General features: G+C 63.7%; 26 protein-coding genes and 1 pseudogene. 18 read left to right on the top strand and 9 right to left on the bottom strand.

The window, feature by feature from the left end; all coding sequences use genetic code 11:
* From B5D62_RS00570 to B5D62_RS00620, 11 genes and pseudogenes are all read left to right on the top strand, one after another.
* The gene (locus B5D62_RS00570; RefSeq protein ID WP_085931895.1) at positions 1–315 is read left to right on the top strand and encodes a TrbC/VirB2 family type IV secretion system protein; all 315 of its coding nucleotides are present in this window, start codon (positions 1–3) and stop codon (positions 313–315) included.
* Positions 312–569: a VirB3 family type IV secretion system protein gene (locus tag B5D62_RS00575; protein ID WP_085931897.1), complete on the top strand. Its 258-nt coding sequence runs from the start codon at positions 312–314 to the stop codon at positions 567–569. The genes B5D62_RS00570 and B5D62_RS00575 overlap by 4 nt, the downstream gene beginning before the upstream one ends.
* Complete coding sequence (trbE, locus tag B5D62_RS00580; protein WP_085931898.1) at positions 563–3019, top strand: conjugal transfer protein TrbE; 2457 nt, start codon at positions 563–565, stop codon at positions 3017–3019. Before B5D62_RS00575 ends, trbE begins: the two co-directional genes overlap by 7 nt.
* Positions 3016–3732, top strand: coding sequence for a P-type conjugative transfer protein TrbJ (gene trbJ, locus B5D62_RS00585; protein ID WP_085931900.1), 717 nt, complete (start codon positions 3016–3018; stop codon positions 3730–3732). Before trbE ends, trbJ begins: the two co-directional genes overlap by 4 nt.
* 22 nt (positions 3733–3754) lie before the next feature.
* Positions 3755–4933 (top strand): P-type conjugative transfer protein TrbL, encoded by a 1179-nt coding sequence (gene trbL, locus B5D62_RS00590; RefSeq protein ID WP_085931902.1) that lies wholly within the window; start codon positions 3755–3757, stop codon positions 4931–4933.
* A gap of 3 nt (positions 4934–4936) precedes the next feature.
* The gene (gene trbF / locus B5D62_RS00595) at positions 4937–5638 is read left to right on the top strand and encodes a conjugal transfer protein TrbF (RefSeq protein ID WP_085931904.1); all 702 of its coding nucleotides are present in this window, start codon (positions 4937–4939) and stop codon (positions 5636–5638) included.
* A complete protein-coding gene (gene trbG, locus B5D62_RS00600) occupies positions 5635–6636 on the top strand; it encodes a P-type conjugative transfer protein TrbG (RefSeq protein ID WP_085931905.1) in 1002 nt (333 codons plus the stop codon). The genes trbF and trbG overlap by 4 nt, the downstream gene beginning before the upstream one ends.
* Before the next feature lie 20 nt (positions 6637–6656).
* Entirely contained in the window at positions 6657–7904 is a 1248-nt protein-coding gene (locus B5D62_RS00605; RefSeq protein ID WP_336470137.1) for a TraB/TrbI/VirB10 family type IV secretion system protein, read from the top strand.
* 12 nt (positions 7905–7916) lie between these two features.
* Positions 7917–8213, top strand: coding sequence for a DUF2274 domain-containing protein (locus tag B5D62_RS00610; protein ID WP_085931906.1), 297 nt, complete (start codon positions 7917–7919; stop codon positions 8211–8213).
* An 11-nt stretch (positions 8214–8224) separates the two neighbouring features.
* A complete protein-coding gene (locus B5D62_RS00615; RefSeq protein WP_085931907.1) occupies positions 8225–8542 on the top strand; it encodes a DUF736 domain-containing protein in 318 nt (105 codons plus the stop codon).
* A 176-nt stretch (positions 8543–8718) separates the two neighbouring features.
* Positions 8719–9084, top strand: a pseudogene (locus B5D62_RS00620) (IS5 family transposase); the annotation flags it as partial.
* A 41-nt stretch (positions 9085–9125) separates the two neighbouring features.
* Here B5D62_RS00620 and B5D62_RS00625 read toward each other — a convergent pair.
* Positions 9126–9452 (bottom strand): phasin family protein, encoded by a 327-nt coding sequence (locus tag B5D62_RS00625; RefSeq protein ID WP_085931909.1) that lies wholly within the window; start codon positions 9450–9452, stop codon positions 9126–9128.
* Positions 9453–9586: 134 nt separating this feature from the next.
* Here B5D62_RS00625 and B5D62_RS00630 point away from each other — a divergent pair, with 134 nt between their 5' ends.
* From B5D62_RS00630 to B5D62_RS00640, 4 genes are all read left to right on the top strand, one after another.
* Positions 9587–10189 carry a TetR/AcrR family transcriptional regulator gene (locus B5D62_RS00630; RefSeq protein WP_085931910.1) on the top strand — a complete coding sequence of 201 codons (603 nt, stop codon included), beginning with the start codon at positions 9587–9589 and terminating at the stop codon, positions 10187–10189.
* Positions 10190–10288: 99 nt separating this feature from the next.
* A complete protein-coding gene (locus tag B5D62_RS34245) occupies positions 10289–10411 on the top strand; it encodes a poly-beta-hydroxybutyrate polymerase N-terminal domain-containing protein (protein WP_218190884.1) in 123 nt (40 codons plus the stop codon).
* Between the two features lie 71 nt (positions 10412–10482).
* The gene (locus B5D62_RS00635) at positions 10483–11235 is read left to right on the top strand and encodes a class I poly(R)-hydroxyalkanoic acid synthase (RefSeq protein ID WP_218190885.1); all 753 of its coding nucleotides are present in this window, start codon (positions 10483–10485) and stop codon (positions 11233–11235) included.
* Positions 11236–11543: 308 nt separating this feature from the next.
* Complete coding sequence (locus tag B5D62_RS00640) at positions 11544–12422, top strand: DUF6492 family protein (RefSeq protein ID WP_085931911.1); 879 nt, start codon at positions 11544–11546, stop codon at positions 12420–12422.
* Positions 12423–12927: 505 nt separating this feature from the next.
* On the opposite strand, the gene B5D62_RS00645 is transcribed toward B5D62_RS00640, so the two are convergent.
* The 4 genes from B5D62_RS00645 to B5D62_RS00660 all read right to left on the bottom strand — a co-directional run bounded on the left by B5D62_RS00645 (position 12928) and on the right by B5D62_RS00660 (position 16474).
* Positions 12928–13185 (bottom strand): hypothetical protein, encoded by a 258-nt coding sequence (locus B5D62_RS00645; protein WP_085931912.1) that lies wholly within the window; start codon positions 13183–13185, stop codon positions 12928–12930.
* 79 nt (positions 13186–13264) lie between these two features.
* Positions 13265–14800 carry a DHA2 family efflux MFS transporter permease subunit gene (locus B5D62_RS00650; protein WP_139373682.1) on the bottom strand — a complete coding sequence of 512 codons (1536 nt, stop codon included), beginning with the start codon at positions 14798–14800 and terminating at the stop codon, positions 13265–13267.
* Positions 14797–15957, bottom strand: coding sequence for an HlyD family secretion protein (locus B5D62_RS00655; protein ID WP_218190886.1), 1161 nt, complete (start codon positions 15955–15957; stop codon positions 14797–14799). The genes B5D62_RS00650 and B5D62_RS00655 overlap by 4 nt, the downstream gene beginning before the upstream one ends.
* 22 nt (positions 15958–15979) lie before the next feature.
* Positions 15980–16474: a MarR family winged helix-turn-helix transcriptional regulator gene (locus B5D62_RS00660; protein WP_085931914.1), complete on the bottom strand. Its 495-nt coding sequence runs from the start codon at positions 16472–16474 to the stop codon at positions 15980–15982.
* A gap of 265 nt (positions 16475–16739) precedes the next feature.
* Here B5D62_RS00660 and B5D62_RS34300 point away from each other — a divergent pair, with 265 nt between their 5' ends.
* Complete coding sequence (locus B5D62_RS34300) at positions 16740–17201, top strand: GntR family transcriptional regulator (RefSeq protein WP_218190887.1); 462 nt, start codon at positions 16740–16742, stop codon at positions 17199–17201.
* Here B5D62_RS34300 and B5D62_RS34465 read toward each other — a convergent pair.
* The 4 genes from B5D62_RS34465 to B5D62_RS00675 form a co-directional block, all read right to left on the bottom strand.
* A complete protein-coding gene (locus B5D62_RS34465) occupies positions 17105–17359 on the bottom strand; it encodes a transposase (protein ID WP_218190990.1) in 255 nt (84 codons plus the stop codon). The two genes, B5D62_RS34300 and B5D62_RS34465, sit on opposite strands and share 97 nt — an antisense overlap.
* On the bottom strand, positions 17242–17595 hold the full coding sequence (locus tag B5D62_RS00670; RefSeq protein WP_085931915.1) for a transposase: 354 nt from the start codon (positions 17593–17595) through the stop codon (positions 17242–17244). The genes B5D62_RS34465 and B5D62_RS00670 overlap by 118 nt, the downstream gene beginning before the upstream one ends.
* 272 nt (positions 17596–17867) lie before the next feature.
* Positions 17868–18035: a hypothetical protein gene (locus B5D62_RS33210; RefSeq protein WP_170920721.1), complete on the bottom strand. Its 168-nt coding sequence runs from the start codon at positions 18033–18035 to the stop codon at positions 17868–17870.
* A gap of 173 nt (positions 18036–18208) precedes the next feature.
* Positions 18209–19828 (bottom strand): flavin-containing monooxygenase, encoded by a 1620-nt coding sequence (locus B5D62_RS00675; RefSeq protein ID WP_085931916.1) that lies wholly within the window; start codon positions 19826–19828, stop codon positions 18209–18211.
* A 299-nt stretch (positions 19829–20127) separates the two neighbouring features.
* On the opposite strand from B5D62_RS00675, the gene B5D62_RS00680 reads away from it, so the two are divergent.
* On the top strand, positions 20128–20916 hold the full coding sequence (locus B5D62_RS00680; RefSeq protein ID WP_085931917.1) for an ABC transporter ATP-binding protein: 789 nt from the start codon (positions 20128–20130) through the stop codon (positions 20914–20916).
* The gene (locus B5D62_RS00685; protein ID WP_085931918.1) at positions 20913–22853 is read left to right on the top strand and encodes an AMP-binding protein; all 1941 of its coding nucleotides are present in this window, start codon (positions 20913–20915) and stop codon (positions 22851–22853) included. Before B5D62_RS00680 ends, B5D62_RS00685 begins: the two co-directional genes overlap by 4 nt.
* Positions 22854–22859 lie beyond the last annotated feature (6 nt).

Raw genomic sequence — 22859 nt, forward strand, 5'->3', positions numbered from 1 at the left:
ATGCCCATCATCCGACCATTGAGAACCCCGCTTGCTCTCCTGCTGCTGACCCTGGCGAGCCCGGCCTGGGCGGCCGGCTCCAACATGCCCTGGGAGCAGCCGCTGCAGCAGATCCTGGAGTCGGTGCAGGGACCGGTGGCCAAGATCGTCGCCGTCATCATCATCATCGTCACGGGCTTGAGCCTTGCCTTCGGCGAGACCCACGGGGGATTCCGGCGGCTGATCCAGATCGTCTTCGGCATCTCGATTGCCTTTGCCGCCTCCTCCTTCTTTCTCTCCTTCTTCTCCTTCTCGGGCGGAGCGCTGGTGTCATGAGCGCCGAAGGCTTCGAGGTGCCCCTGCATCGCGCGCTCTGCGAGCCCATCCTGCTCGCCGGCGCGCCGCGCACCGTCGCGATCGTCAACGGCACCGTGGCGGCGGCTTTAGGCTTGGGGCTTAGGCTTTGGCTCGCCGGCCTGGTGCTGTGGGTGGTCGGCCACTCGCTCGCGGTGTTTGCGGCCAAGCGCGATCCTCACTTTGCCGACGTGCTAGCGCGGCATCTGCGGCAGCGGGGGTGGCTGTCATGCTGAACCTCGCCGAGTATCGCCGTCGCGCCGATCGCCTCGCCGACCATCTGCCGTGGGCTGCCCTGGTGGCGCCCGGCGTAGTGGTGAACAAGGACGGCAGCTTCCAGCGCACGTTGCGCTTCCGCGGGCCCGACCTCGAGAGCGCCACCGAGGCGGAGCTTCTGGCGACCTCCGCCCGTCTCAACAACCTCTTGCGCCGCTTCGGCTCGGGCTGGGCGCTGTTCTTCGAGGCCGAGCGGTTCGAAGCGCTGGGCTATCCCGATTCGCGCTTCCCCGACGCGGCCTCCTGGCTGGTCGACCGCGAGCGGAGAGCCGCGTTCGAGCAGCAGGCCGATCGAGAGGGGGAACAGCAACGCTCGAGCCCCTTCGAGAGCGCCTACCATCTCACACTTCTCTACCTGCCCCCGGCTGACCGCGTCAGCCGGCTTGCGCGTGCCTTCCTCGAGACGGGGCGTGAAGACTCGCAGCGTGACTGGCGGCAGGAGCTGGCGGGCTTCATCGCCGAGAGCGAGCGGGCGCTGGATCTGCTCACCGGCCTCTTGCCGGAGGTTGAGGCGTTGGACGATGCCGGAACGCTAACCTATCTGCACGGCACCATCTCGCCCCACCGCCATCGCCTCGGCGTTTCCGACACTCCCATGTATCTCGATGGCCTGCTGGTCGACGAGCCGCTCACCGGCGGCCTCGAGCCGATGCTGGGCGACCGTCATCTGCGGGCTGTGTCGGTGCTGGGTTTCCCCAACAATACCCATCCCGGCCTGCTGGACGCCCTCAATCACCTTGGCTTCCCCTATCGCTGGGCCACACGTTTTCTGGCCCTGGACAAGACCGATGCTCGCCGGGAGCTCACGCGCCTGCGGCGCCAATGGTTCGCCAAGCGCAAGTCCATCACCGCGCTCCTGCGCGAGGTTTTGTACAACGAGCCCGTCCAGCTGATCGATTCCGACGCCGAAAACAAGGTGTTGGACACCGACCTGGCCTTGCAGGCGCTGGGTGGCGACCACGTCGCGTTCGGGTACCTGAGCACCACCGTCGTGCTGCTCGATCATGACCGGCAAGCCGTCGACGACAAGGTCCGGGCCGTCGAGCGCGTCGTCAACGGCGCAGGCTTCACCACCATTCGCGAGAGCCTCAACGCCGTCGAAGCCTGGCTCGGTACCTTGCCCGGGCACGTCTACGCCAATGTTCGTCAGCCGCTGGTCCATACGCTCAATCTGGCCCACCTGGTGCCGGTCAGTTCCGTCTGGGCGGGGCCGCTACGGAACGATCATCTCGACGGCCCGCCGCTCTTCTATGGCGAGACCAGCGGGTCGACGCCGTTTCGGTTCTCGACCCATGTCGGCGACGTCGGCCACACGCTGATCGTGGGGCCCACCGGTGCGGGCAAGTCCGTGCTGCTGGCGCTGATGGCGCTGCAGTTCCGCCGCTATCCAGGCTCGCAGGTTTACATCTTCGACAAGGGCAACTCTGCCCGCGCCGCCGTGCTGGCGATGCGTGGGATCCATCACGTCCTGGGCGCCGATGGCTCGTTTGCCTTCCAGCCGCTCGCCCGTATCGACGAGCCGGCCGAAGCCAGCTGGGCGGCAGAGTGGGTCGGAGACTTGCTCGCGCACGAGAAGGTCAATGTCACCCCCGAAATCAAGGAAGCCGTGTGGAGCGCGCTTCTCAGTCTCGCGTCTGCGCCGATCGAGGAGCGCACGCTCACCGGGCTCTCGCTTCTCCTGCAATCCAATGCGCTGAAGTCGGCGCTGCTGCCTTACACCCTGGAGGGCCCGTTCGGCCGGCTGCTCGACGCGGCGCAGGACTGGCTGGCGCTGTCGGAGGTGCAGTGCTTCGAGACCGAGTCGCTGCTGCACGAGACCGCCGTAGTCGCGCCGGTGCTCACTTATCTGTTCCACCGGCTGGAGGAGCGGTTCGATGGCCGGCCGACACTTTTGATCCTGGACGAGGCCTGGGTCTTTCTCGACCAGCCGCTGTTCGCCGCCCGCATCCGCGAATGGCTGAAAGTGATGCGCAAGAAGAACGTGGCCGTGGTGTTCGCCACCCAGTCGCTGAGCGACGTCACCGGCAGCAGCATCGCCCCGGTCCTGATCGAGAGCTGCCCCCAGCGCATCTTCCTGCCCAACGACCGCGCGATCGAGCCGCAGGCGCGTGCGGCCTACGAACGCTTCGGCCTCAACGACCGCCAGATCGAGATTCTGAGCCGGGCGACGCCCAAGCGGCAGTACTACCTCAACTCCCGGCGCGGCAACCGCCTGTTCGAGTTCGGGTTGGGCCCGGTGGCGCTGGTCCTCTGCGGCACCTCCGATCCTGCGACCCAGGCCCTGATCGACCGTCTGCTCGCCGAAGGCGACGCCGGTTTTGCCGCCCGCTTCCTCGCCGCGCGCGGCCTCGACTGGGCGGCCGAGCTCTTGGACCAGTTCCCATCCCCTCCTTTGGAGCCATCGCCATGACTCGCTTCGCGCGTGCTCTTCTCGTCGTCCTCGCCGTGGGCGCTGCCGGCGCCAGCGTGCCGGCGCGGGCGCAGTTTGCGGTGTTCGATGCCCAGAACTACGCCGAGAACGTGCTGCAGGCCGCGCGGCAGCTTCAGCAGATCAACAACCAGATCCAGGGGCTGCAGAACCAGGTCCTGATGCTGGAGAACATGGCCAGGAACCTCGCGAGTCTCGACGTCTCGCAGCTCGACAGCATGGTCTCCGCCTTGACCCAGGTCGGCGGGCTGATGAACCAGGCGCAGAGCATCGGTTTCAGCGTCGGCGCCAGCCAGGCCGCCTTTAACCAGCTCTTTCCCCAGCAGTACGGCGCCTCGGTCACCGTCCCGCAGCTCGTCGCGGATGCGCGTCAGCGCTGGCAGGCGGCGCGCGAGGCGTTCGGCCAGACCATGACCGTGCAGGCGCAGGTCGCCCAGAACGTCCAGGCGGATACCGCCACGCTGTCGTCGCTGGTGACGGCCTCGCAAGGGGCTGTTGGCAATCTCCAGGCGCAGCAGGCAGTCGCCCAGCTGGTGGCGCTCTCAGTCAAGCAGCAGCTCCAGGTGCAGGATCTCATGGCGGCGCAATACCGCGCCACAGCGCTCGAGCACGCGCGCCAGGCCGAGACGGAGGAGGCGGCACGCGCCGCTTATGACCGCTTCCTCGGCACCGACTCCGCCTACACCGCGCAATAGAACGGCCGGGAGAGCGCGCACGATGGACAATCTCAACGTCATCGACCGCTTCATGCAGGTCTTCATCCGCTACATCGACAGCGGATTCGGCCTTTTAAGCGGTGACGTGGCCGCGCTCACCTCGATCCTGGTGGTGATCGACGTGACTCTCGCCGCGCTGTTCTGGCTGCTCGACGGCGAGGCCAACGTGCTCGCCCAGCTCGTGCGCAAGACGCTGTATGTCGGAAGCTTCGCCTTCATCCTCAACAACTTCGCGGGCCTTGCGGACGCGATATTCGCGTCGTTCTCCACGCTGGGGCTGCGAGTCACCAACAACGGGCTGAACGCCCAGGATCTGCTGCGCCCCGGCCGGCTGGCTGGCGTGGGCTTCCAGGCCGCCTGGCCGCTCTTGCAACAGGCCGGCGCGCAGGTCGGATTAACCAACATCCTCACCAACTTCGCGATCATGCTGGTCCTGCTGTTCGCCTGGGTCGTGGTGGTCCTGTCCTTCTTCATCCTGGCCGTCCAGCTCTTCGTCACCGTGATCGAGTTCAAGCTGAGCACATTGGCCGGCTTCGTCTTGGTGCCCTTCGCGCTTTGGACCAAGACGGCGTTCCTGGCCGAACGGGCGCTGGGCCACGTGGTGGCCTCCGGCGTCAAGGTGATGGTGCTCGCCGTCATTGTCGGCATCGGTGCCAGCTTCTTCGGCGACTTCACCAACGCCCTGCAAGGCTCCGTGACGCTGTCACAGGCGATGTCGCTCGTCCTTGCATCGATCGCGCTGTTCGGGCTCGGCATCTTCGGTCCTGGCATCGCTGCAGGCCTGGTCTCGGGCGGGCCGCAACTGGGAGCGGGGGCTGCCGTCGGAACCGCTAGTGCATTGGCGTCAGGGGCGTTGCTGGTCGGTGGCACTGCCTGGTCTGCCGCGCGGCTCGCCGGCGTTGGCGGTCTCACGGCCGTTCGGGCTGCCACGGCGCTTGGCTCACGATCCTCTTCGCCGTCAGGGCCGTCTGGTCCATCGACGCCCACTGGGGGCGCAGGTCCTTCGGTTCGCAGCGCGCCGCCGACGGGAGAGGGGCCATCTGCGGCAGCCGGTAGCGAGCCCGGCTGGGCGCGCCAGCTCCGGGCTGCGCGACGTCGCCGCCAGGCGCGAACCATGGCCCAGGTGCTGCGCGAAGGCGACAAGTCCGGTTCAGGGCTGTCGCTCGATCTCGGGGAGTGACCCATGCGGTTGTTCCGACGCCCCGTGCAACGCTATGGCCTGACTCCAGAGCCCGTCACGCCTTATCAGCGTGCCGGCCAGCTGTGGGACGAGCGTCTGGGCTCGGCCCGCGTGCAGGCCCACAACTGGCGGCTCATGGCCTTTGGCTCATTGGCGCTCAGCGTTGGCCTGGCCGGTGGCGTCCTCTGGCTCGCCGCGCAAAGCCGCGTCACGCCCTACGTGGTCGAGGTCGACAAGCTCGGCCAGGTGCGCGCCGTCGGTCCCGCGATCGAGCCCTATAACCCGACCGACGCGCAGATCGGCTGGTATCTCAGTCGTTTCGTCACCGACCTGCGCTCGCTCTCCATCGATCCCGTGATCGTGCGCCGCAACTGGCTGGAAGCGTACGACTACGTGACCGAGCGCACGGCCGCCCTGCTCAGCGACTACGCCCGCACCAACGATCCGTTCAAGTCGATCGGCGAGCGCACGGTCTCGGTGCAGGTGACCAGCGTCGTGCGCGTCTCGGGAGATTCCTTCCAGGTGAAGTGGACCGAGCAGGCCTACGAGCACGAAAGCCTCGCCCGCACCGAGCGCTGGACCGCCATCCTGACCATCGTCGTGCAGCAACCCCGCTCAGCCGACGTCCTGCGCAAGAACCCGCTCGGCATCTACGTCAACGGCCTCAGCTGGTCGCGCGAACTCAACCCCGGAGAAGGACCATGACTCGAGACGCCATGACACGATTCCTGAGATCGGCTCTGCTGCTTTCGACCTCCACCTTGGCCCTGGTCGCCTGTGCCAAGAAACCGCCATCGATCTCCTACGACTCTGCATCGTTCCAGCCGGCCCAAGTCCAACCCGATCCGCCCAAACCGGTGAAGATCGTCGAGGTGCCCAAGCCGCTGCCGCTGCCGGGGCAGTTGAAGCCGCCACCGTCATCGCCGGGGCCCGATCCGCGGCCGCCGCAGGCGCGCGTCGACGCCGCCAACCAGGCGGCCCTGCGCGAGCCCAGCAAGGACGGCTACATCAATGCAGTCCAAGTCTATCCCTTCAGCGAGGGGGCGCTCTACCGCCTTTATGCAGCCCCCGAGGAGGTCACTGACGTCGCCTTGCAGCCGGGCGAAAGCCTTGTCGCGATCTCCTCGGGCGACACGGTGCGCTGGGTCGTGGGCGATACGCTGAGCGGCACCGGGTCATCGAAGCAGGTCCATGTGCTGGTGAAACCGTTTGCGGCGGGGCTCAAGACGAACCTCGTCATCACCACCGATAGGCGCACCTATCACCTGGCGATGGAGAGCACGGAAAAAACGGCGATGGCGGCGATATCCTGGACCTATCCTCAGGATGCGCTTGTAGCGCTGAAGAAGCAGAATGCGCAGGCCGAAGCGGCGGCCCCTGTTGCCAACGCGGTCGCCCTCGAGAACCTGCGCTTTCGCTACGACATCACCGGCGACCGGCCGCCGTGGCGGCCGGTGCGTGCCTTCGACGACGGATCTAAGGTCTACATCGAGTTCCCCGCCCGCATCGATCAGGGCGAGACACCGCCTTTGTTCGTGGTCGGGCCTGACGGCGACAACCAGCTCGTCAACTATCGCGTACGCTCCAACTACTACATCGTCGATCGCCTCTTTGCCGCGGCCGAGCTCCGGCTCGGCACCAGCCCACAGCAGGTCGTACGCATCAGCCGCACCGATGTCGCACGCTCCGACGCCAAGCGCTGACCGGAGATCTCAGGGCATCGATGACCATGAGCGACGATCCTTCCCGCGCTGATCCTCCTAAAGCCGATCCCGCGAGCTTCGTCTTGCGGGCGCGACCGCGCCGCGTGATCCGCTTCAAGCGCCGGCTGATCATCGCGGTGGCGGCATTGCTCTGCGTCGCGCTGTTCGCGGCGCTCTGGCTGGCGCTTTACGGATCGAAGTGGACGCGTACGGGCGATCAGGAGGTGGCGGGCGGCGGACGCAGGTCCACGCCGGACAGTCTGTCGTCGCTGCCCGGCAGCTACGACCAGCTCAAGAAGCCGGTGCCCAAGCTCGGCCCGCCGCTGCCGGGCGATCTCGGGCCCGCCATCGTGCAGAAGGAGAAGAGTCTCGGGATCACTCCCAGCGTGCGGCCCAACCCGGACGAAGACGCCGAGCGTGCCGAGCGCATGCGGCTTGCCCAGCAGGCGCGGCAGGCGAAAGAGGCGGGCGTCCTGTACCAGCTCTCCCGCACCGCTACAGCAGCACAGAGCCCGAGTCCCTCGACAACACCATCGTCAGGGAGAGCGCCGGCGCTATCGCCGGCATCGACCGCAAGCCAGAACGGATCGCGCCTCGCGCTGGATCCGGATCGCGACCAGAACTACCAGCAGCGCAAGCTCGACTTCCTCAATCAGCGGACAGAGGCCGGCATCTACAATCCGCACAGCCTTCAGGAGCCGGTGTCGCCCTATCAGGTCCTGGCGGGCAGCGTGATCTCGGCGAGCCTCCTCACAGGCGTGAACAGCGACTTGCCGGGACTGGTCGTGGCCCAGGTGACGGAGAACGTCTACGACACAGTCACCGGCCGCACGCTGCTGATCCCGCAGGGATCGCGGCTCGTCGGCTCCTACGACAGCGTCGTCGCCTTCGGCCAGAAGCGCGCGCTGCTAGTCTGGCAGCGCATCGTCATGCCCAACGGCACCTCGATCCAAATCGACAACCTGCCGGCCACCGACCAGGCGGGCTATGCCGGCCTCGAGGACGAGGTCGACTATCACACCTGGACCCTGCTCAAGGGCGTCGCGCTCTCGACCTTGCTGGGCGTCGGCAGCCAGATCGGCTTCGGCGGCTCCGAAAGCGATCTGATCCGAGCTATCCGCGAGTCGACCCAGCAAAGCGCCAATCAAGCCGGCCAGCGCATCGTGCAGAAGGATCTCAACATCCAGCCCACCATCACCGTGCGTCCCGGCTGGCCGCTGCGCGTCATCGTGCACAAGGATTTGGTGTTGCGACCCTATCAGCCATGAGGGAGGCGATCCATGGGCGATCTCAAGCTGGGCAAGCTGCCTGACCGCACCCCGGTCAAGCTCACGATCACGATTGCGCCGAGCCTCAACCGCGCGCTTCAGGCCTATGCGGAGCTTTACCGCGAGACCTACGGCCAAGCCGAGCCAGTAGTCGAGCTCATTCCCTACATGCTTGAAAGCTTCCTGGCTAGCGATCGCAACTACGCCAAGGCGCTCAAGAACCAGCCTGACGAGGCAACTCGAGTCGATGGCCTGAAGTCAACACGACGGAAGCAGCGTTTGGGCGATGCGTCACCACCCGAGAGCTGAGGGAGGTCTGGATGGCGATCATTGGGATGCTCACCCCTGCGAAGGACGGGGGATGGGTCGGCCGTATACGCACGCTGACGATCAATACCAGGGTCCGCTTCGTTCCCAACGACAATCGCAATAGCGATCAGGCGCCAGATTACCGAATATACGTAGGCGCCAGCGAAATCGGCGCAGCTTGGCGAGATCGGAGGAGCAGCGATCGTGGAGGAAAGTATCTTCACGTGCGTCTTGATGATCCTAGCCTGTCGCAGCCGTTGAGCGGAGCGATGATCGCGGCGGCCGATGGCATCTCGGCTCGATTGGTGTGGAGCAGGCGACGGTCATGACGTCGGCAACAAACTCGCGGCAAGTGCTGTCCTCGCAACCTGTCATGAGCGGTCTGTAGGTTCAAATCCTGCCCAAGATTTGAAGTGCGTCAGGAGAAGCTCATGGTGTCTAGGTGTTTGATCCCGGGCTTTGATGGTGCACTGTCTTCCTCGGAATGGAGGAACGCAGTATTGGCCACGTCGACGCGCTCGGCAATCTCGCCCGCGTCGTCCTTCTGCCAGGTCAGCGCCACGACTGCGTTGGCTCAGAGCCGCTGCTGGACGGCATCGCGCCGGGGGCGCTGATCGGCGACAAGGCCTTTGACAGCGACTGGCTACGCCTCCAGCTTAATCAGCGCGGCACCCTGGCCGTCATCCCACCCAACGCCAGCCGCGCCAGCGCCATCCCGTATGACGCCGAACTCTACAAATGGCGCCATCTGGTCGAGAACTTCTTCCAGAGGATCAAGGAGTTTCGCCGTATCGCCACCAGATACGACAAGACTGACACCAGCTTCCGAGCCGCTATCCATCTTGTTGCAATTGTCCTTGCCCTCAAATGAATGTCGACAGACCTTAACCCGCCGTTGCAGACGCGTGTCGATCAGCTGCTCTTCGAACCGGCCAAAGAACCTTGAATCGCCGCAAACGCTCGTTGCGAATCCTCGACCGAGTTCACCAACGACTTCCGAAGGAATTCACCATTGCAGCTGAGAAACTTCGCAGGATTATCGCACTCCGCGAGCTCCTTGAAATAGTCAGTCTGCTCCTGGAGGCGGCGGGAGGTGAACTTCAGCGCTTCCCTGCAAAAGCCGCCAACTATTTTCACCGATGTGTCCGTGAACGGTTTCGTCCAGTCTAACCTGGCGAACGTAGCAGGGAGGAACATCAATCCGATTTGCTCGGTCGTCGTCCGCTGTTCGGCTGGCATCGAAAAGCTCCTTAAATGTAAATTGTAAGCTAAGTACTTTCAAACGTTTGATGATGCCTTGATCCATGTCAACCGTTGTTGACTAGGGCGACAGATGGCCTATTTGATTGTGATGCAATGATTTGCGAGACCACATGCGCCGCACGCCAGCAATAAAACAAGCGCTCCCCACGCGGGACCGCATTCTTGAAGCCGCGTCTCGGTGCTTCTCGAAACACTCATATGATGCGACCGGACTGCGAGACATCGCCGCAGATGCAGGCGTCGATGTCGCCTATGTGCACCGCTGTTTTGGCTCGAAGGAGCGACTTTTCGCGCAGGCCCTGGCGGCGACGGCTCGACCTGATCGCCTCCTCACGGGCTCGAGTGACAGTGTCGCTCAGGCACTCGCGAAGCAGCTCTTCGCCCATGACACTGACGAAGACATCAACCCGCTCGATATTATCGTTCGCTCGCTGACGAACCCCGATGCGGCCCGCGTCCTGCGCGAGTTCATCGTGCAGGACTTCATCGGCCCGCTTGCCACGAAACTCGAGCAGCCAGCGCTGCTCCGGGCTGCCGTGATTGCCGCCTTCTTGGCCGGAATCGGCATTCTCAGGAACGTGCTTTCTATCAAGCCACTCCTTGAGACCGAAGGGGGTCAACTCGAGAAGCTCATCTTAGGTACCATTACAACCACGATGCACGCGACTACCACGAGTGAGCGGGGTAAGGCGCCCGGCAAAAGGAGACAATGATGGATGCGGCAACACCCAGTGCAGTGGTTCAAAGCCGGGCAGTGCCTCTGCCCCGGGGATGAGAGCGTTGGCATTAAAGCCTTCCGCCCCGTGGACCGGATGCACAAAGCCCTTACGGGGCAGGCGACCGGTGGCATTTCGCTGGTGGCATTGGCGCTGGCCTATTTCGACTGGTCGATCCATCTGGCGTCCGCGCCGGGCAAGCAGGCCGAACGCGCGTGAAAGGCATGGCGCAAGGCGAGACGCTTCGGCACTCATGTCTTGGCAACGGCTGCCGGATCCGAGATGTCGCCATGTATCGAACCCTTGCCAGGCGACCATTGCTTCTCCGCAGAACCGTGGCAAAAGGCTCCGTTCGATCTTTATCCCAGGCTTTCCTGCTGACTCATCAGTGGTGGCACAACGTCACCCATGAGATTCCTGGCGTCATGCCGCACCATGAGGACGTGGTCTTTTTCGTCACTCGCCAAGTCCTCGATATATTCTCGCCGTCGAATATCCCCTTTGCCAATCCCAAGGTGCTCCAAAGGATCACCGAAACTGGCGGAACCAATCTGGTCCAGGGATTTCGGAACTGGCTCGAGGATTTTGGTCGAGTGGCGACAGGATGTCCTCCTGTCGGAACCGACAACTTCATCGTCGGCCGCGATGTCGCTGTGACGACCGGAAAGGTCGTGTACCGCAACCACTTGATCGAGTGGATCCAGTATGCGCCGACGACGAAGACAGTGATCGCCGAGCCAGTGCTCATCGTGCCCGCCTGGATCGTGAAGTACTACATTCTGGATCTTTCTTCAGAGGATTCGCTCGTCCGCTATCTAGTCGAGCAGGGCTACACGGTGTTCTGCATTTCCTGGCGCAGTCCGGGCGCCGAGGACGGCGATCTCGCGATGGACGACTACCGCCGCATGGGCGTCTTGGCTGCGCTCGATGCCATCAACGCCATTGTGCCGAACCGCGGGATACGGGCCACCGACTACTGTCTGGGGGCACGCTTCTGTCGATCGCCGCCGTCGCGATGGCTCGCGTCAACGATAAGCGACTAGCTTCGGTCACGCTGACGTGTCGGCTCCTGTCGAGCAAGGCACCGCCTTCCTTGGCCGTCGTAATCAAAAGGTCAGCAGCGCGCATTTGCTCGGCCACATAGTCGGCATTGAGCCTTAAGTGACGACCGTCGATCTCTATTCCACGGTCGTAAACTTGCGCCTGAGGCTCGGTGCGGAAAGCTTCCTCTGCCGCCTTCAGCTCCTTGTTGATCTGCTCGCGATCCCAGCTGATGAATTCCGGCGGCACATATCGGTCTCCCAGTCAACGGTTGTTGACTTAACATGCCGTCGCAGATAAATTCAAATAGATGTTCTGCGAAGTGCGGCAAGCAATTCTGCCCCTGGCGTTGCGCAAGCTGACGCGCCGGGGCGATCTCGAGCGTACCGGCCTGCTGATCGAATCGCTGACGAGGCACTGGCGAGATAGCATGCCTTTCCAGCTGTTGATCGTGTCGCCGGCGCGCGATGTAGGTCTCCTGCGAACCAAGCTGCCACGCTCTAGGAACATCGACGTTTCGGTGCGCTCCGAGAGTGAGTTCTTCCCGGCCTTCAGCCCCTTCTACCTGTTGACCGGCTGGTATCGGCAGCAGCTGATCAAGCTGCACGTACCGGCGGTGCTGGGTTTCAGCGGCTACCTGACGCTCGACTCCGATGTCTGTTGTGTGGCCGACTTCGATGCCTCCACCTTCGTTCACGACCGGCGCGCGTTGTCGCGTTGGGAGCCCAAGCGCTGCCATGACTGGTGGCGAGGCGCGTCGGAGATGGTGGACCTGCCATACGACACTAAGGCGCATGGTCTGTCGGTCACGCCGAACATCCTTCACGGCGACCTTTCCGCGCAGACGCTGGACTATTTTCGTCGAGATGGCGGCGATCCATTGGCGACGCTCAGCCTGCGGGTCTTGCGCAAGCTTGGCTCGATCCCCTGGACGGAATATTCGCTCTACACCGCCGTAGCCGAGCGCAAGGGCAACTTGCTCGACTATCACCTCCACTGGGATCCCTGTTACTTCTCGGAGACGCAGCTTTTCTCGGAACGCACCTGCGTGTGGGACGCCGATGACTTCGAGCGGCTGGCCAAGCTGCCGACTGGGAGCACACCAGGCGGCAAGTTCATAATCATCCAGAGCCATGCCCGCATCCCCCTTCAGCTGGTACGCGACTACTGTTTGAGTTTCGCGGGTTAGAAGCACCGTCAACGCGCGTTGACACCTACGCTCGCGCCGAGGTTCGCCATGAAAACTGCCAAATGGCGTTCCGGTCAGATTACCCGGCAGCGGATTGTTTGTGCAGCAGTCGTGCGCTTCTCAGAGGCCTTACGACGAAATCAAGTTGCGCGACATAGCGCGATGCCGCCAACGTACTTTGCGCGCAGACCCGCCCTGCGCACTCCGGATGATCTCGCCCACCACGACTGCATCCAATATCGGTGGGGCGACACTGTGTTCACGTGGCCTTTCAGGGAGACAGCAAGTCTCGACGGATTTCGGTACGGGGCCCTGTAACTGTCAATGGCCCCGATTTGGCGGTTCGTGCGGCGGTTGACTACAGCGAGCGGCCAAAGTGAGCAATTCCGTGCACCGACTGTCGGAGCCCGTCATCGCTGCTTGTGATTACTGGGCACCTCGAAGAATAGGTCAATCAGTGACACGCTGGCCATGGATGCCAGCGTTTCGTGGTTTCGACGCGGTTTTAGCTGCTGCGTCGCGGACGAAGCCGTTTACGATCCATTTCGTCTATCACCTTCAAGCAAAGATCCGCCGCCTTCCGATAATTCTCAGAAGCAGCGAGCGCTCGCTCGGCACGAGCCGTAAACAGCTTCTTCGCACTTTGGGACGATACCAAGTCCGACATCATCAAAGCCTCTGCTGCATCGTCTCCATGCTTCTTTGCTTCGGCCCACGCCTTCGCATAAGCGTCGGCCGCGCGCTTCAGATCGAGTTCCTTCATTTTGACTCTCCTAACTGAAACTATGTTTGACCTTTCTAATGGTGCGCGATCGGAGGCGACCTCCGCTCTTATTTCGACCTTACTCCGTCGCAGCAGGCTCCACGACCGCCGGCACTCGCGGTTTGCGGAGCAGTAGTAGCAGCGGCGCCGACAGCAGCGTAACCCACATCATGAAAGTGAAGTCGTTGAGATAGGCGATGGTCGCTGCCTGGCGTGTTACTTCGCCGTTGAGGGCCGTGACGCCCGACATCGTGTGCCAGTTCCACGCTTGCGGCAGCCAGGGCGACTGCAGCATGGTGCGAAATGGGGTCATGACGTTGGCGATGTCAGCATGGTTGACCTGGGTGTTCTGGGCGAGCAGCGTGACCACGATCGAGATGCCGATGCTGCTGCCGATGTTGCGCATCAGGCTGTACATGGCCGTGCCCTCGTTCCGGTAATGCGGGGCGAGGGTCGAGAACGTCACGGTGCTGAGCGGCACGAAGATGAAGCCGAGCCCCAGCCCCTGGATGATGCCGGTCCAGACGATGGTCGAGACCGGCACCTCGGTGGTGAAGCCGGACATCTCCCACAGGGAGAGCGCGGTCAAGCCGATGCCGAGCAGGATCAGCAGGCGGGTGTCCAGCTTGCCGATCAGTCGGCCGACCAGGACCATCGCAATCATGGTGCCGACCCCCCGCGGCGCGAGCACGTAGCCGGTGGTCAGCACGGGGAAGCCCATCAGGTTCTGGAGGAAGGGCGGCAGGAGGGCGAGGGTGGCGAGGAGGACCACGCCGACCATGAAAATGAGGAAGAGCCCCACCGCGAGGTTGCGGTCGCGGAACAGAGCGGGCTCGAGGAACGGCTCGCGCGCCGTGAACATATGCACCAGGAACATGTAGAGGAAAAGACCCGCGAGCATCGCCTCGGCCACGATCTCAGTCGAGGCGAACCAGTCCTGGGACTCGCCCCGATCGAGCATCAGCTGCAACGCGGCGATGGCGAGGCTCAAGACCGCGAAGCCGAAGAAGTCAAAGCCGCGGCGCCGGTCACGGGGCGTCTCCGGTACGAAGGCGAGAATGCCGATGAGCGCCAGGATGCCGAACGGTAGATTGATGTAGAAAACCCAACGCCAGTCGTAGGTCTCGGTAAGGTAGCCGCCGAGGGTGGGCCCGAGGATGGGGCCCACCATTACTCCGACGCCCCACATGGCCATGGCTGAACCATGCTTCTCGCGCGGGTAGGTGTCGAGCAGGACGGCCTGCGAGAGTGGTACAAGCCCGGCACCGAAGGCGCCCTGCAACAGGCGATAGAGCACGATCTCGACGAGCGACGAAGCCGCACCGCATAGCATCGAGGCGATAGTGAAGCCGGTCACCATGACCGCAAACAGCCGCTTGCGCCCCAGGCGAGCGGCCAGCACGCCGGTAGGCGGGGTCATGATCGCGGCCGCGACGATGTAGGAGGTCAAGACCCACGAGATCTGGTCTTGGGTAGCGGACATGCTGCCCTGCATGTGTGGCAGCGCGACGTTTGCGATGGTGGTGTCCAGCGCCTGCATGATCGTCGCCAGCATGATGGAGACAGTGATCAGGCCGCGTTCGAACGGCCTGCTCGCGGCGCCGGCCTCCTTCATCGGCTCGGTTCCGCCTGGGCAGCGACGTTGCGCGAGACGCCGAACCAAGAGAGCGCCGTCCGCACGTAGCCGGGGAGCGGCCGGCGGTGCCCGGTGTCGATTTCGACTGTCGTGCTCATGCCGGAGCGCAACCGCGGATCCCGGCCGTTCGTCTCGACGGCGATACGCACGGGGATACGCTGCACCACCTTGACCCAGTTGCCGGTGGCGTTCTGGGGCGGGATGACGGAGAACTCCGCGCCGGTCGCCTGGCTGAGGCTTGCCACCGTCCCGTGCCACTCGTGGTCGGGGTAGGTGTCCACATGGATCGTCACCGGCTGGCCGGGGCGGACGTGGGCCAGATCGGTTTCCTTGAAGTTCGCCTCGATCCAGAGGCCGGTGTCGGCGACGAGGCTCATCACCGGGCTGCTCATCGGGCCGTTTCCGATGACCTGCTGGCCAACCTGCGGCGTATTACTCGCGATGCCCGCGAAGGGCGCGCGCACGATGGTTCGTTTGAGGTCGAGAGCGGCACGATCGACCGCCGCCTTCGCTGCCAGGAATCGCGGGTGGCGCTCCGCCGGGATGTCCGGGTCGCCGGCAAGCTGTGCCCGGATCTGCGCCATCTCCTGCTCCGTGACCCGAATACGGCTGCCCGCCACGTCGAAGTCGTGGCGGGCAGCATCGTGCTTGCTGCGGGAGACGACGGCGCTGACGACCAGCTTGGACTGCCGCTCGAACTCGGTCTCGGCGAAAGCCAGGTTGGTCCGGGCAAGCGCCAGCTCCTCCTGCTTCTGCCGGTAGCTGCCCTTCAGGCTTTCGATCTCGTCGCGCAGGCCGGCAAGCCGCGCCTCCGCCTCGGCCAACGCAATATGATAGGGCCGATCGTCGATGTGGAATAACACATCGCCCATGGCCACACGCTGATTCTCGCGCACCGAGACCTCAGCGATAAGGCCGGAGACTTCCGCGGCGATCATCACCTTGTCTGCCTTCACGTAGGCATTCTCCGTGCTGACGTAGCGGCCGCCCGTCACATAAAAGTAGCCGCCGATAATCGCCACGATCAGCGGGCCGAGGAGTAGCAGGGAGCGCCGCAGCCAGCGGCGTGGCGCGGCCAATCGAGGAGGCCGCCAGCTCAACCCGGCCTGCTGCCCTGAGGGGATCGTCTTGTCCAAGCCGTGGGCACGGCGTGAACGCTCAGCTGCGTTCTGCTGCATCCGAGAAGGCTTTCTCTGGTCTCCTGCCAATGCTGTCGCCTTCGCTCTCGACCTCAATGAGGTTGCGCTTCATATGGCGCAGCGCATCGATGAGCACCTGTTTCGTGCGGTCACGCATTCCGGCCATGGCTTCTTCACGGGTCTCGGTCGCGAGAGCCCACATTCGGTCGAGAAGCGGTTGGGCGGCAGCGGTCAGATAGAGACGGAAAGCCCGGCGGTCGTCGAGATCGGGTCGGCGTGCGACCAAGCCGGCCTCCTGCAGCCGGTCGATCAGGCGGGCCAGTGTCATTGGCTGGACCTCCAGACTCTCGGCCAAAGTGACCTGGTTCACGCCCTCCTGTCGGGACAAGTACGCCAGCGCCTGCCATTGGGCTAGAGATAGCCCGAGTTCTTGTGCCCGCCGGTTGAAGTTCCGCCGTAGCAGCCGCGCCACGTCGTTCACTAGGAAGCCGACGCTTTGGTCAGGGTCGCGCATATCTCGGACCGTCTCCATCGATAATAAGCATTGTATATTATCAGCAGAGGAGACTTTGCCACAAGAGGAGTGCACCGGCTCCATCCAGCAGAAAACGGCGGTAGGACGACCAGGATCGGCCCCCTTCATCCGCGAAGCCATCGCCTTCGGGCATGAGCGACTGCTCGCCTTCGCCATCTCGTCCTTCTACGCCGGCATCTGCGACGGGCTGCGCGCTCACGACGTTACGCGGCTCGACCTTGCCCGGGTCTTCGAGGGAAGACGCGTGTTCGAGCATCTGACCACGGAGGAGAACCTGATCGCCGGAGGCCACGTCCGGAAGGACCTCGGCTCGTTGCCCAGACGCAGCTGCTTGGCCGCACGGCCGATAATCTTGACACGCGCTCGATCATGCCAGCCCACGAGCAAGGGGATGCACGCCTGTGGAATTCGCCGGCTCAAGATCATGGAGTACCGGACGAAGGAGGAACAGGTCGCCGATTTCCTCCGTGAAGGCATCATCGCCAGCCGCTTTCCACGCGGCACCCGCCTCAAGCAGCTCGATATCGCAAAGTTGCTGCAGACCAGCATCACGCCGGTACGGGAGGCGCTGAAGTTGCTCGCGGCCGAGGGCTACGTCGTTGGCGATTCCTATTGCGGGGCCCTATTGCGCCTTTCGATATCAGCGCTTCCAACGAGATGCTTAACTTGCGCATCTTGCTCGATCAACGCCGGCTCCCGCCGATAGCTGTCGCAGAACAGGTCCACCATCGCCGCCATCAGCCGCGCTATCTCGATCTTCGACGGCGCGTTCTCCAGCCGCGACATGGTCGGCTGTGAGCACAGCGGCTGGCCACTCTCGGGCAGCCGCCCCACCGCCAGCTTGACCGTCGCATCCTGCCGCAGCCAATCACAGTCGTCGGCGTCCTCGTACCCCGCCGCATGCGCAGCCGCAGCATCTCAGGACCGCGCCTGTCGCGCAGGCATCCTGCGAGCCGCGACGCCAGAGCCAGCTGCCGCTCCGCCCCGCGCAGCAACAGGACCCCGCCATCCGACGACAGCCGCCCGCCGTCGAACGCCACCCTCACCTTCTTGCGGCAGACCGATGGAACATCGAAAGGATGTACAGTATTCTCGCTCATGACGGGTGTGGCGCTCCTCGACCGATCGATGGTTTGGCTTCGCAACCAGAATCATCAATCAAATCGCGGCTTCGCGCTACATCCGTCGCTCCATCCGGTGAATAAGATGGGTTAGTCGTTGCCGCTCGGTATCGTGCGACAAGGAGGATGAGAGGCGTATCGCCTCAGCCTGGAATGTTCCTTTCCAAAAAGTCGTAACCTCATCGATGCCGCGCCAAGTCAGCTTGTCGGTGGCGTAAAAGGACACGACGGCCTTGAGCCTTGAGCGGCACCTACGCCGCCCGCAGGTTGAGCAGGGAGCCGTTGAAGGCGCTGCCGAAGTCGGCGTCGCCGGTGGCGACCGCCTGGAGGGATTGCGGGCCGCCGGTGCTGTCGCCGACGTATTTGAGCTTCAGGCGGTCAAGATAGCCCAGATCCCCAGCCAGTTCAGGAAACGTCACCCTGCTGAGCGAGGTACCGCAGTTCCGTGAGCTCGGCCGAACTCGGCCCGCCGTCCTCCGCTGCGCTCCGAACCGGTCCCCGATAGCACCAGTTCGATCCGCTCCTCCACCGTCGCCAGATGCTCGCAGCAGGCCGCCCAGGTCGCGTCCGAAATGCGGCCATCGGATCTGGATTAGTGCAATGCGAACCCTTCATACCCGCCCGCCACGACCTCCTCGCACTTCTGGCGGTACTTGGGCGCGCCGCCGGCATAGGCCATGAAGGTGCGCTTCTGGCGGCCGGCGACGTTCTTGTTGACGCCGGTGATCCACGAATCGACCTGCATGGCCAAAAGCTTGCTGCCGGTGTCGTAGACGTGGGCGGTCCACTCGTCCTCGGCCTCGGCGGTCGCCTCGAGCCGCTTGAGGCCCTTGTCGCGCATGTAGACCAGCATGTCGCCGACGAAGTCGACGTTCTGCTCGATGCAGCGCGGGATGTTGCAGAAGGTGGCAGCGTTGTGTGGGCCGACCAGCGTGAGGAAGTTGGGGAAGCCGGCGATGTTCAGCCCCAGATAGGTGTGTGGGCCGTCGGCCCATTTGTCCTTCAGTTTCCGACCGCCGACTCCCCGGATGTCGATGCGATCGAATGCGCCGGTGATGGCGTCGAAGCCGGTGGCGAAGATGATCATGTCGAATTCGTACTCGGCGTCCGACGTCTTGACGCCCTTGGCGGTGATGCGCTCGATCGGCGTCTCGCGCAGATCGACCAGTCTGACGTTGGGCTGGTTGTAGACCTCGTAGTAGCCGCTTTCGAGCGGCACGCGGCGCGTGCCATAGCCGTGGTTGGTCGGGATCAGCTTGTCGGCGATCTTCTGGTCCTTCACGCGGGCGCGGATCTTCTTGACCACGAACCTGGTCATCTCGTCGTTGGCTGCCTTGTCGATCAGCGCGTCCCGGAAGTTGCCTTGCCAGAAGGAGAAGCCGGGCTGATTGTAGAGTTCCTCGAACACTGCCTCGCGCTCCTCGGGCGTGAGATCCATGGCGTTGCGCTGGTCGGCGGTGTGGATGAAGCAGCCCCAGGTCTCGCGGCAGCGCCGGAAGATGTCGTCGTAGCGCGCGCGGATCTTCTCCATCTCCTCGGGCGAGATCCGGGAATTGCGCAGCGGCGTGCACCAGTTGGGCGTGCGCTGGAACACCGTGAGATGGCCCACCGTCTTGGCGATCTCGGTGATGGCCTGCACGCCCGATGCGCCCGTGCCAATCACCGCCACGCGCTTGCCGGCGAAGGTCACTTCGTGCTGCGGCCACAGGCCGGTGTGGTAGCACTCGCCCTTGAAGTCGTTGGCGCCCGGGATGTTGGGCATGGTCGGCGCCGACAACGGGCCGATGGCGGTGATGAGGAAACGCGAGCGCGCGCGCTTGCCGTCCTCGAACATCACCTCCCATTCGCCCGCCGCCTCGTCCCACGACGCCGACTTCACGCGTGCATTGAAGGTGATGTCGCGGCGCAGGTCGAACTTGTCGGCGAGGAACTGACAGTAGCGCAGATTCTCGGGCTGGCTGGAGAAGTGCTCGGCCCAGTTCCACTCCTTCAGCACCTCGGGCGAGAAGGAGAAGCCGTAGCTCCAGCTCTCCGAATCGAAGCGGCAGCCGGGATAGCGGTTCCAGTACCAGGTGCCGCCGACATCGCCGCCCGCCTCGTAGACGCGTGCCTTGAAGCCGAGCTGGCGCAGTTTCAGCAGCTGGTACATACCCGATAGGCCGGCGCCGACGACGGCGACGTCCCAACGTTCAATCGCGGTGCTCTTCGCCATCATATTCCTCCCTCAGGAACCGCTCCTAACTATGTACGTTGCGGCATAGCCAAGCAGCCACATGAGCGTTGAAACAGTCGTTCACGTGCTCCTGCTGGATGCAATCGCCCGAACCCATCCACATCACAATTGTTCTGCATCCCCTCTTGACGACGTCAGGTCATAGCAATAGCGTCACAAAAAACAAATGGCTATTAGAAAATGTGTGGGACGGAAAGTGCGGCTCAAAAAGTGTGGCTCAAAATTGGCATGGCGTAAGAGGTCTCTACGTAGGTCCGATAACAGGGACGGACAACGAGATGGATGACGCTCCGATCCTTGACGTTGTCGCCTTGTCCAAGAAGTTCGGTGGCGTCACCGCCGTTCAGGACGTATCGCTCGACGTACCGCGTGGCGGTATCCTCTCGATCATTGGTCCGAACGGAGCGGGGAAGACTTCGCTCCTGAACATGATCTCAGGCTTCTACAAACCTGACACCGGCCGAATCGTGCTCGAGGGCAAGAACATCACTCACCGCAAGCCGAGCGAGGTCGCCCAGCTTGGCGTGGCACGCACCTTCCAGAACATCGCGTTGTTCAGTGGTCTGACGGTCCTCGACAACCTGATGCTGGGCCGCCACGTGCGCATGAAGGCAGGCGTCCTCTCCAGCGTCGTCTACTGGGGGATGGCGCAGAAGGAAGACATTGCCCACCGCGAGGCTTGCGAGGAGATCATCGAGTTCCTGAAGCTGCAGGATCTGCGCAAACTCCCGACCGCGGCGCTCGCCTATGGTTTGCGCAAACGCGTCGAGCTCGGACGCGCCCTCGCCGTTGAGCCGAAGGTGCTGCTGCTCGACGAGCCGATGGGAGGCATGAACCAGGACGAGAAGGAGGACATGGCGCGCTACATCCTGGACGTAAACCAGGAGCGCGGCGTCACCGTCGTGCTGATCGAGCACGACATGGGCGTAGTCATGGACATCTCCGATCATGTCGTCGTGCTCGATCGCGGCCGGCGCATCGCCGCCGGCACGCCGGAAAAGGTGCAGCGCGATCCCAAGGTGATCGAAGCCTATCTCGGTACAGCGAGGTCCAGAAGCGGCGCATGAGCCTCGTCGAATCCCCGCAGACCGACACGCTGCCAAAGCTTGTGGTGCGCAATGCGGCGACCGATCCGCGCGGTGCCGGTATGCGCGAGAAGACCCGCGGCATCTGGCAGACCTACAGCTGGAGCGACTATCGCGACCAGGTGCGAGACTTTGCCCTCGGCCTCGCCTCGTTCGATTTCAAACGTGGTGACAAGCTCTCGGTGGTGGGTGACAACCGCCCACAGCTCTATTTCGCGCAGCTTGCCGCGCAGGCGCTGGGCGGGGTCTCGGTGCCCGTCTACCAAGACTCCATTGCCGCCGAGCTCGTCTACGTGCTGAACCATGCCGAGACCTCGATCATCGTGGCCGAGGACCAGGAACAGGTAGACAAGGCTCTGTCGCTCAAGGACAAGCTGCCCAAGCTGCGCTGGATCATCTTCGATGATCCTCGTGGCCTGTGGTCGTATGACGATCCCATCCTGCAGTCGTACGAACGCGTCCTAGAGGCCGGCCGCGCGTTCGCCAAAGCGCACCCGCAGTACTTCGAGACCGAACTCACCAAGGGTCGCCCCGACGACACGTCAATAATCGCCTACACCTCGGGAACGACGGGCGCCCCCAAGGGCGCCATGCTCAGCCACCGTAACATGATCACTACGGCCGAGGCTTTCGCCGAGGTCAACGACGTCAAGGTCGGCGACAACTGGCTCTCCTATCTGCCGATGGCCTGGGTCGGCGACGCGTCCTTCTCGCTCGGCATGGCGATGGTGGCGCGTCTGACTGCAAATTGCCCGGAAAGCCCGGAGACCGTGCAGCGCGACCTGCGCGAGCTGGGGCCCGACGTCATGCTGGCACCGCCGCGTATCTGGGAGAACATGCTGACAGTGATCCGGGTGAAGGCGGCTGATGCTTCGCCATTGAAGCGCCGCGTGTTCGAGTATTTCCGCGGCCTTGCCGAACGCTGCGAGCTGCAGCGCAGCGATGGCCGTGGGCTGTCGTCGGCCGAGCGGCTGGGCCTCGCGCTAGGCGAGATCCTGGTCTACGGACCGGTGCGCGACCAGCTCGGACTGCGCAATGCGCGCTGGTGCTACACTGGCGGTGCCCCATTAGGGCCGGATACCTACCGGTTCTTCCGCTCCTTCGGCATCAACCTCAAGCAGGTCTATGGCGCCACCGAGGCTTCGGCACTCATCTCTTGCCAGCCCGACGCCGAGGCCAACCCCAATACCGTCGGCCGTCCCATCCCGCGTATCGAAGTCAAGATCGACGATCGCGGCGAGGTCATGCTCAAGGGAGCGAACGTTTTCACTGGCTACTTCAAGCAGGAAGACGTGACGCGGGACACCGTAACGCCCGACGGCTGGCTGAAGACGGGCGATGCCGGCTTCTTCGACAAGCAGGGCCACTTGGTCATCATCGACCGCGCCAAGGACGTGGGCAAGCTCGCTGACGGCACCGCGTTCGCCCCGCAGTTCATCGAGAACAAGCTGAAGTTCAGCCCCTTCATCCGCGAAGCCGTCGCGTTCGGCCACGAGCGGCCGTTCGTCGTCGCCATGATCGCCATCGACATGCAAACGGTCGGCACCTGGGCGGAGAAGAGGGGACTGCCCTACACGAGCTACATGGACCTCAGCCGCAAGCCCGAGGTGGCCGATCTGATCGGCGGCGAGATCGCCAAGGCCAATGCAACGCTGCCGGACGTGCAGCAGGTCAAGCGCTTCCTGCTGCTCAACAAGGAGCTGGAAGCCGACGATGCGGAGATGACGCGCACCCGCAAGGTGCGCCGCAAGTTCGTCGCCGAGAAGTACGCCAAGGTCATCGAGGGATTCTACAACGACGCCAAGCGGGTGCAGGTCACGATGGAGATCACCTTCGAGGATGGGCGCAAGTCGACGCTCACCTCCGATATCGTCATTCATGATCTCGCGCCGGCCGAGCCAGTGCGCCGGGCAGCGTGAGGTCGA

Origin of the sequence: Enhydrobacter aerosaccus, assembly GCF_900167455.1 — a bacterium.
Classification (GTDB): Bacteria; Pseudomonadota; Alphaproteobacteria; order Reyranellales; family Reyranellaceae; genus Reyranella; species Reyranella aerosaccus.